This is a genomic window from Henriciella sp. (genome assembly GCF_049649345.1).
GTDB lineage: Bacteria > Pseudomonadota > Alphaproteobacteria > Caulobacterales > Hyphomonadaceae > Henriciella.
The window spans coordinates 1-8,297 of record NZ_JBARZC010000673.1 but is presented as its reverse complement, the minus strand read 5'-3'; the positions used below and the strand labels follow the sequence as shown (position 1 = coordinate 8,297).

Genomic DNA, 8,297 nt, shown 5'->3' with positions numbered 1-8,297 from the left:
GACCAGAGAGCCCGGCCTGCTCCATGACATTGCGAAGCGTCATCTCGCCCCAGCGCCCGCCGCCCTTGGGCGCGGTCAGCGCGTTGACGAGCTTGCCGGTCTCGGCGGTGTTTAGCATCAGGCTCTTGCCGATGGCCTCGACCTGTTCCTTGATCGCCGACTTGTCCTCCGCGCGGACTTTCTCGATCTCGGTGACGCGTTTCTTGAACTCGTCGAAATTCTCGCCGATGGGTTTCATCAGCTCCTTCAGCTCGCCTTGCGCGCCTTCGCGGTGTTTCTTGAAAGTCTCGTCAGCCAGTTGAAGGAATTGGGTATTTGCTTTGCGCAGCACGCCCTGGGCGAGGTCTGCAAAGCGTTTCTCGTCTTCCTCGGCGCGCGCTTCGGCCTTGGCGAGGGCGATCTTGGCGTCCTGCGCGACGGCGGTCTGCGTCTTTAATTCCTGTGACAAGCGTTCGCGGTCGATCTCGGCGGTTTCGAGCATGTCCTGCGTGTGGGCAAGGTCGCGCTCGACCTCGCCGGCGCGGTTGCGAACCTCGCCGCGCATCCAGAACAGGAAGCCCAGGAGGCATGCGGCCATGACGAACAGGATGAGGTGGATGAGGTCGAGGCCCACGGAGCCGATCTGGACGAGTGTCTGCATACCTAATCTCCTATCCCGATTCGCGCTTGACTCGGCGGGTTTTAGCGTATGAACATATAGGGAACAGGAAGAGGTGGCAATGATCGGGGGTGTGCCTCAGTCTTTGGGCGCGATTGCGCGCCGCTATACGCGTGACGCCGATGAGGCAGATGACCTCGTCCAGGCGGCGCTTCTGGCCGCGATAGAGGCGGGTCGGACCGACTTTGTGTCCGGTCAGGCGCGGGCCTGGCTTGCAGGCGTTATCCGAAACAAGGCGCGGATGAATGCGCGCGGGGCTGTGCGGCGCAAGGCGCGGGAGAGCAACTGGCTGAACACCCGGGCGGGCGAAGAGACAGAGGCGGTGGATATTGAGGGGATGCCCGATGTCTCGGCGCTGCCACGGTCCCTGAGGCTCGTCGCTATGCTCGCTTTTGCGGGGGCGACGCGGCCGGAGATTGGCTGGCTGCTGGGGCTGTCCGATGCGGCGCTGCGCCAGCGCATCAGCCAGCTGAAACGCGCGATTGCTGGGCTGCCGCCGGGCAAGGCGTCAATAGCGCTCGAAGGCGCGCTGCCATTCGGCGCGCTTCGGCGCAGCATGATCGATCAGTTGGGGCGCAGGGGCGGCTTTCTCGCGAGCCATGACCCTGACGGACATTTATTTGTGCTTTCAAGCTCACAAAAGCCCGGGGTGCGGCAACCAAGGGCTGAGCAGACAGAAAAGGAGATCACCTGATGCTCGGATCCGTAAAAATTGGCGCGATTGTCTTCAACGTCGCCGACATCGACCGTACCGAAGTCTTCTACAAGGAGACGCTTGGCCTCGAGTTGAACCGAATGCCGGGAGAGCCGGGCGAAAGCGGTGGCTCCGACTGGCTGATCGGTCAGGATGCCGGCGGGGTCAGCCTGATCTTCTTCCAGGCGCCGGGCACGCGCGGCGACAGCCCCATCCCGGTTTTCGAACTGGCCGAGGGCGGCATTGAAGGCGTGGTGGAGGGCCTCGCCTCAAAGGGGGTAACCATCGTCACGCCCGTATCCCATGCGCCGGATGGCGGGCTGACGGCAGACTTCAAAGACCCTGACGGGCATGTCCTGTCTATGTATCAGGCGCCGGAGATGCCGCGTTAGAAGAGAAAGCCCTCATCCTGAGCGAAGTCGAAGGACGTGGGCGATCCGCCAGACTTACCGGCTCGTGGTTCGACTTCGCTCACCATGAGGCTGTGTTGGGTTAGAACACGCCCATGGCCAACCCGGCGGCCATGGCGGCGCCGAGGTCGCGGCATTTTTGGAGGTCATTCTCGCTGATGGTTTTCTCGGCGAGGATGGCTTCTTTCGTCTGGGCGTGCGTGCAGATGATGAAGGGCTCCTGCGCAATCTTGAGGCGCCAGCCCTGCGCGATGCGCGCGGTCTGTTTCATCGCAGTCTCGCCATCTGATCCCGCACAGATCATCTGCGCGTAGGGGCGCCCTTCGATCTTTCCGAGGACCTCATAATAAGAGCGGTCGAAGAACTCCTTCATCCCGCCGGCGATCGCGGCGAGGTTTTCAGGCGCGCAGAAGATGTAGCCGTCGGCGGCGAGGAGGTCGTCGGGGCCTGCTTCAGTGGCGAATTTGAGGATCGTCTCGCAGCCGTCTTCATCGCTGGCAGCCTCATAGGCGGCTTTCGCCATCTGCCCGGCGCCGCCGGTGCGTGTGAAATAGATGATGAGGAGCTTGGGCATAGCGGGATATTAGTGAGTGATGTAGTTGAGCCAAGGCAAGTGCCTGCGATCCTGAGTCACTCTCGATGAGCCGCAAGGCTCATCTGAGAGCCCAGCTCCTGCCATCACCGCAGGCGCGTCAGGTCAGGTCCGAAGATGGACCCTCTGACGGGCTGCGCCGTCGAGGGTGACGCCCTCTCGTGTTCGCGGCTTAGACATTAAACCGGAAGTGCAGCACGTCGCCTTCCTTGACGATGTACTCCTTGCCTTCCTGGCGCATCTTGCCGGCTTCCTTGGCAGGGGCTTCACCGCCGCAGGCGATGAAATCGTCAAAGGCGATGGTCTCTGCGCGGATGAAGCCTTTCTCGAAGTCGCCATGGATCACGCCCGCCGCCTGCGGGGCCGTCCAGCCGTGACGGATCGTCCAGGCGCGCGCTTCCTTGGGGCCGACCGTGAAATAGGTCTGCAGGCCGAGCAGCTTGTAGCCTGAATGGATCAGCCGGTTGAGACCCGGCTCTTCGAGGCCCTGCATTTCGAGGAACTCGGCGCGTTCTTCCGGGGCGAGCACAGCCATTTCCGCCTCGATCTGGGCGGAGATGACAACGGCTTCGGCGCCTTCTTTCTCGGCGCGCTCCATCACCATTTCAGAATACTTATTGCCCGTCGCCGCGCTGTCTTCATCGACATTGGCGACGAGCAGGACGGGCTTGGCGGTCAGCAGCTGCAACATGCGCCAGGCCTTCATGTCTTCTTTCGGGATATCGGCCATGCGGGCGGGACGGCCTTCATTCAGTTCGGCAAGCGCCAGATCGAGCAATGCGAGCGTCTCTTTGGCTTCCTTCTCGCCGGACTTGGCTTTCTTCTCGACGCCGGCGCGGCGTTTTTCGAGGCTTTCCATGTCGGCGATCATCAGCTCGGTCTCGACGATGTCGAGGTCGGCGATCGGGTCGACGCGGCCGGCGACATGGGTGATGTCGTCATCCTCGAAACAGCGCAGGACATAGAGGATGGCATCGGTTTCGCGGATATTGGCGAGGAACTGGTTGCCAAGGCCTTCGCCTTTTGAAGCGCCTTCGACGAGGCCGGCAATATCGACAAAGTTCATCCGCGCCGGGATAATCTCCTTCGAGCCGGCGATCTCGGCGAGCTTGTTGAGGCGCGGTTCAGGGACGGCAACTTCGCCGACATTCGGCTCGATTGTGCAGAACGGATAATTCGCCGCCTGCGCGGCAGCCGTCTGGGTCAGCGCATTGAACAGGGTGGACTTGCCGACATTAGGCAGACCGACGATTCCGCACTTGAAACCCATGAAACACTCCTTGATGGCCGTACTGGCGCGCGGCATAGCGCATTTTTCGCGTTAAGACAGGGTGTTTTGTCGGGTTCAACTGGTATTTAATGGCGCGGTACGGCGCAGGTTTTGCATGAAACCGGCACCTAATAAGAGTGGAGTGGCAAATGGCCTATGATCTGATGATTGTCGCAACGCGCGCGGACATAACCAAGGCTGAGCATGTCGCAAAACGGCTCAGATCGCTGAAGTTCAAAGTCCGTCTTGATACAAAGCGCGAGCATACGACACCGACGGCGCGTGATCTCAATGATGCCAACAAGTCGGCAAATGTGCTGGTCATCTGGTCGAAGGCGGCGTGCGATACGAGCAAGCCGGACAGTGACTGGGTCCATGCCTTGGCGCATCTTGCGCGCTCGCGCCGCGGTGTGCTGCTGCAGGCGGGCGTCGACGGCACAGTGCCGGACGAGCCTTTCGACACGGATGAACGGTTCAGCCTGACAGGCATTGGCCCGAAGCGAACGCCGAACGGATTCTACGACCTGCTGGAAGCGCTCGAGAAAGAGCACCAGCGCAAGGATCTGAAGGCGTGGATGCTGCTTGGCGCGCGTGACACCACGGGCAAGGCGGCGTGGAAGAAGGCGCACCCGAAGGATCCGCTGTCTAAGACAGGCAAGACCGCCAAAGCCAAGACTGAGCCCAAGGCGGCACCAAAGACAAACCCGACCCCAAAAGCGGCGGCGAGTACGGTTGCGGCCGGCGCAGCCATTGCCGGGGTGCCTGCATCGAAGGCGGCTGCGCGGCCCGCTCCGACGTCCATGCCCTATCGTGCACCGCAAATGGGCCCGGCGCCAGTCACTGGCGACGACGAGATCGAGACCGGCTGGGACATGCTCGCACCGATCCTGATCGGGATTGCGGCAATGGTCTTCCTCGCCTGGATCTTCCGTTCGGCGACCGTGACAAATCCTGCCATGCCGGCGATTGGCAATGCGCAGCTTGAGCCAGTCTATGCGGAAACCTGCCCGCCGGGACAGATCCCGCGATCGCTGATCAATACGCAGACGCTGCGGACCGGGCCGGTTGTCGACGACACCGAAGAGGAAGAGGCGAACTAGGCGTCGCGGTTCTGCTTGGGGTCTGACTTCGGCGCGGGCGCGAGCCTCAGCACTTCTGTCTGATAGCGCTCGTCGCCTTCAGCCAGCAGAAGCGGCAGAGCGCGCGAACAGGCATCGAGCAAGGCTTCGAGCCAGTCGCCCTCGGCTTTCGCAAAATCGGCCAGGACATAAGGCATGACCAGCGTCTTGTCGCCCGGATGGCCAACGCCGAGCCGGATGCGGCGGACCTCGGGCCCGAGGTGCGCCATCATGGAGCGGATGCCATTATTGCCCGAATGCCCCCCGCCGCGTTTGACGCGCAGCCGGCCGGGCGCAAGGTCGATCTCGTCATGAAAGACGGTAACGTCTTCGGGCGTCAGCTTATAGAAGCGTGCCGCTTCGCCGGCTGAGCGGCCGCTCTCATTATAAAAGGTCTGCGGTTTGAGCAGGAGGGTTTTGACCGGGCCGGAACTGGTCTGGACCATGCCTTCGGCGGCTTCGCCCTGAAAGCGTTTCTTCCAGGGGCCGAAATTATGGTCCCGGGCAATCCGGTCGAGCACCATGAAGCCGAGATTATGCCGGTTGCCCGCATATTTGGGCCCGGGATTACCCTGGCCAATGAGGATGTGCATGACAGGCTCCGTCTGGGGCAGCCGATCGTTTTCGGGCTGGGTGGGCTGGCCTTTCAGCCAGCCCCTGAATCTGGAAATTATTCCTTGGATTCTTCTTCGCCTTCGCCCTCTTCGGCGCCGTCTTCATCCTCATCAGACTGGTTGATGGCTTCGACGTCGCCGGCTTCCGGTGCGTCTTCTTCCGTCTCGTCGACAACTTCAGCCATGCGGCCGGCAATCGTCGCGATGGTGAAGTCGCGGTCGGTGATGGTCGGCTCTGCGCCTTCCGGCAGGGTGATGTCGGAAATCTTGACCGCGTCACCGATCGTCAGTCCGGTCAGGTCGACATCGATCGAGTCCGGAATGCTGTCTGCGCGAACGTTGAGTTCGATCGCGTGGCGAACCACGTTGAGGGCACCGCCGCGCTTCAGGCCAGGTGATTTCTCTTCATTGTGGAAGTGGACAGCCACTTCGACGGAGATGATCTGGCTCTCATTGACGCGGTAGAGATCGACGTGCATCGGCACATCGCTGACAGGGTGCAGCTGGATCGCTTGCGGAATGACGAGCTGTTTCTTGCCGTCATGGACGAGATTGGCCGTGGAGGTGAGGAACTGGCCGGTATTGATCGCCTTGATCACTTCGTTGAGCTTGAGGCTGATCGCGACAGGATCCTGGCCGCCGCCATAAAGAACGCCTGGCACCATGCCGTTGCGGCGGGCGTCACGTGCGCCGCCTTTGCCCGTGCGCTCGCGCACTTCCACATTGAAACTGATTTGCTGAGACATTGTCTTTCCTTTCGCCCTGAAGTCCGCCTGCGGACCCTTCCGCCGGTGACAGCCTGACAGGAACGGCCTTGCGCCGCCCTTTCGAAGCGGTGGGCATTACACGAAGGCTGTGTTTTGCGCAACCGCGTCATGTCACCTGTACGCGATGACCGTGAGGCGTTCGGCGTTGCCGGATGATACAGATTTTCAAGGCCTGGGCCCGAATTGCAGTTGACCGCCCCCGCTACATCTGTCACACATTACAGGTGTAACGTTCAAAGGGTCAGAACATGTCAAAACCAAACGGATCAGAACTCGTCATTCTGAAATATCTGTGGTCGGCCGGGCGCCGGACTGCACGCGAAATTCATGAATTTGTCGGGCCAGAGCAGAACTGGCAGCTGTCGACGACGCGGACCGTCATCAACCGGATGGAAGCCAAGGGCTGGGTGAAGCGGGACGGGGAGTCGGCCGACTCTGCGGCCTTCTATGTCGCGGTTCTCGACCGCGTGGAGACGCTGGGCGGCCTTGTCCGCCAGCTGGCCCGCGGCGTGCTGGACCTCAAAGGCCCACTGCCGGCCGCGCTTTTTGCTGACAGCCCGCACCTTTCAGACGCCGAACTCGATGAGCTCGATGCGATCATCAACGCCGCCGAGGACGCAGAAAACTCCAAGAAGGGGAAATAGCCATGAGTGTCGCCTGGTTTGTTGTCTTTATCCTTCTCTGGACCGGTTTTCTCGCCGGTATTGCGAGCCTGATCACCAATGGGCGCGTAAGCGCGCGTTTTGCGCAAATGGTCTGGCGCGGGGCGGCTGTCTTGTCGGTCCTGCCGCTTGCCGTGATCCCGCTCCTGCGCATGTTGCCGAAGGATCTGCCATCGGCGGTCCCTGACCTGCCTTATGTCGAACCGGCTGCGGGCGCTGTTGCGAGCGCTTCTGTCGGCCTGCAGGAAGCGGTGTCGGGCCCGGACTGGGCCTGGACAGGCCCTGCGCTGATCGCCCTGTTGATGGCCGGATGGGCCTTCCGGCTTGGCGCGTCGGTGCTTGGCCAGGTTCGCCTGCAACACCTGAAATCCCGCTCGGTGCCTCACCTGGACGCTTTCGACGCCCTTCCCCTGAGCCAGCTGAAGCTCGAGCGGGCCCCCCAAATTCGTCTCATCGACGGGGGGTCTCCTTTCGTGGCGGGCCTCACGCGCCGCGCCATCTATGTGCCGCAAGGGCTCGAAACCCCGTCAGATCTCCGCCAGATCGTGATCCATGAATGTGTTCACCTGAATCGCGGTGACCTGATCACGCGGCCGATGGAGCGGCTGGTGGCGGACCTGTTCTGGTTCTCTCCCTTTGCCTGGCTGATGCGCCGTGAGCTCGATTTCTGGCGCGAGGCGGTGTGCGACGAGATCGCATCCAATCTCAGCGGAGACCGGATCGGCTATGCCCGCACGCTGGCTTATGCCGCCCGTTTGAGCGCGCCGGTGCGCCAGCTGCCGGTCGCGGCCTTCATCCTGCCGAAGAAACGCAGCCTGCCGAAGCGGCTTTCGCGCATTCTCGAACCCGGGCCAACCCGTTCACGCCCGGTCCTGGCGCTCGGGGCGAGCATCCTTGCGCTCGCCCTGACGCCCTTTGCGCTGGCTGAGGCCGGCAAGGATGTCGTGTCTATTGACGATGAGGCGGCCGATCGCACGGCGACGTTCGAAAGCGCCGTGATGAAAAGCGAAAATGCCAGGATCACGAGCCATTTCGGCAAGCGGATCGATCCGTTCAAGAAGACACCGGCCTTCCACAACGGTACCGATATCGGTGCGCCTGAAGGCACGCCGGTCTACACACCGGGCTGCGGCGCAGTGGTCTTCTCGGGGTACAAGCCGAATTATGGAGAGACGATCGAAATCGCTTACCGCGATGGCAGCAAGATGAGGTTTGCCCAGCTGGAAGACCGGTTCGTGGAAGTCGGGGAGGAGATTTCCACGGGCACGAAGATCGGGACTGTCGGCATGTCCGGCCGGGCCACCGGCCCGCACCTGCACCTCGAGCACTGGAAGACCGGGCTCAATGAGGAGACAGGCGAGACCGAGCTTCTGCCACAGGATCCTGTCATGGCCGACGGGCTGACCCTGTTCATGGGCGGGAGCCGATAAGCTTTAATCGTGCGCACAAAAAAACTGCCGCCGATTGCTGACCGGCGGCAGTTTTGTTCGGGTATGTAGGACAGGCCTAGCC

General features: G+C 61.9%; 10 protein-coding genes. 5 read left to right on the top strand and 5 right to left on the bottom strand.

Annotation, left to right across the window (positions count from 1 at the left end; translation table 11 throughout):
• On the bottom strand, window positions 1–640 hold a 640-nt coding region (gene rmuC / locus WA989_RS18595; RefSeq protein ID WP_424341963.1), incomplete at its 3' end, for a DNA recombination protein RmuC.
• Between the two features lie 79 nt (window positions 641–719).
• Here rmuC and WA989_RS18590 point away from each other — a divergent pair.
• Window positions 720–1,352, top strand: coding sequence for an RNA polymerase sigma factor (locus tag WA989_RS18590; RefSeq protein WP_424341962.1), 633 nt, complete (start codon window positions 720–722; stop codon window positions 1,350–1,352).
• Window positions 1,352–1,744 (top strand): VOC family protein, encoded by a 393-nt coding sequence (locus WA989_RS18585; protein WP_424341961.1) that lies wholly within the window; start codon window positions 1,352–1,354, stop codon window positions 1,742–1,744. Before WA989_RS18590 ends, WA989_RS18585 begins: the two co-directional genes overlap by 1 nt.
• A 100-nt stretch (window positions 1,745–1,844) precedes the next feature.
• On the opposite strand, the gene WA989_RS18580 is transcribed toward WA989_RS18585, so the two are convergent.
• Window positions 1,845–2,336, bottom strand: a complete 492-nt coding sequence (locus WA989_RS18580) for a flavodoxin family protein (RefSeq protein ID WP_424341960.1) — start codon at window positions 2,334–2,336, stop codon at window positions 1,845–1,847.
• A gap of 190 nt (window positions 2,337–2,526) precedes the next feature.
• Window positions 2,527–3,624: a redox-regulated ATPase YchF gene (ychF, locus tag WA989_RS18575; RefSeq protein WP_424341959.1), complete on the bottom strand. Its 1,098-nt coding sequence runs from the start codon at window positions 3,622–3,624 to the stop codon at window positions 2,527–2,529.
• A 149-nt stretch (window positions 3,625–3,773) separates the two neighbouring features.
• Here ychF and WA989_RS18570 point away from each other — a divergent pair, with 149 nt between their 5' ends.
• Window positions 3,774–4,724, top strand: coding sequence for a hypothetical protein (locus WA989_RS18570; RefSeq protein ID WP_424341958.1), 951 nt, complete (start codon window positions 3,774–3,776; stop codon window positions 4,722–4,724).
• On the opposite strand, the gene pth is transcribed toward WA989_RS18570, so the two are convergent.
• Window positions 4,721–5,335, bottom strand: a complete 615-nt coding sequence (gene pth / locus WA989_RS18565; protein ID WP_424341957.1) for an aminoacyl-tRNA hydrolase — start codon at window positions 5,333–5,335, stop codon at window positions 4,721–4,723. The genes WA989_RS18570 and pth overlap by 4 nt on opposite strands.
• Window positions 5,336–5,412: 77 nt before the next feature.
• Window positions 5,413–6,102 (bottom strand): 50S ribosomal protein L25/general stress protein Ctc, encoded by a 690-nt coding sequence (locus WA989_RS18560; protein WP_424341956.1) that lies wholly within the window; start codon window positions 6,100–6,102, stop codon window positions 5,413–5,415.
• A 269-nt stretch (window positions 6,103–6,371) separates the two neighbouring features.
• Between WA989_RS18560 and WA989_RS18555 the strand changes: the two genes are divergently transcribed.
• Entirely contained in the window at window positions 6,372–6,767 is a 396-nt protein-coding gene (locus tag WA989_RS18555) for a BlaI/MecI/CopY family transcriptional regulator (protein ID WP_424341955.1), read from the top strand.
• A 2-nt stretch (window positions 6,768–6,769) separates the two neighbouring features.
• Window positions 6,770–8,215, top strand: coding sequence for a M23/M56 family metallopeptidase (locus tag WA989_RS18550; RefSeq protein WP_424341954.1), 1,446 nt, complete (start codon window positions 6,770–6,772; stop codon window positions 8,213–8,215).
• Window positions 8,216–8,297: the final 82 nt, after the last annotated feature.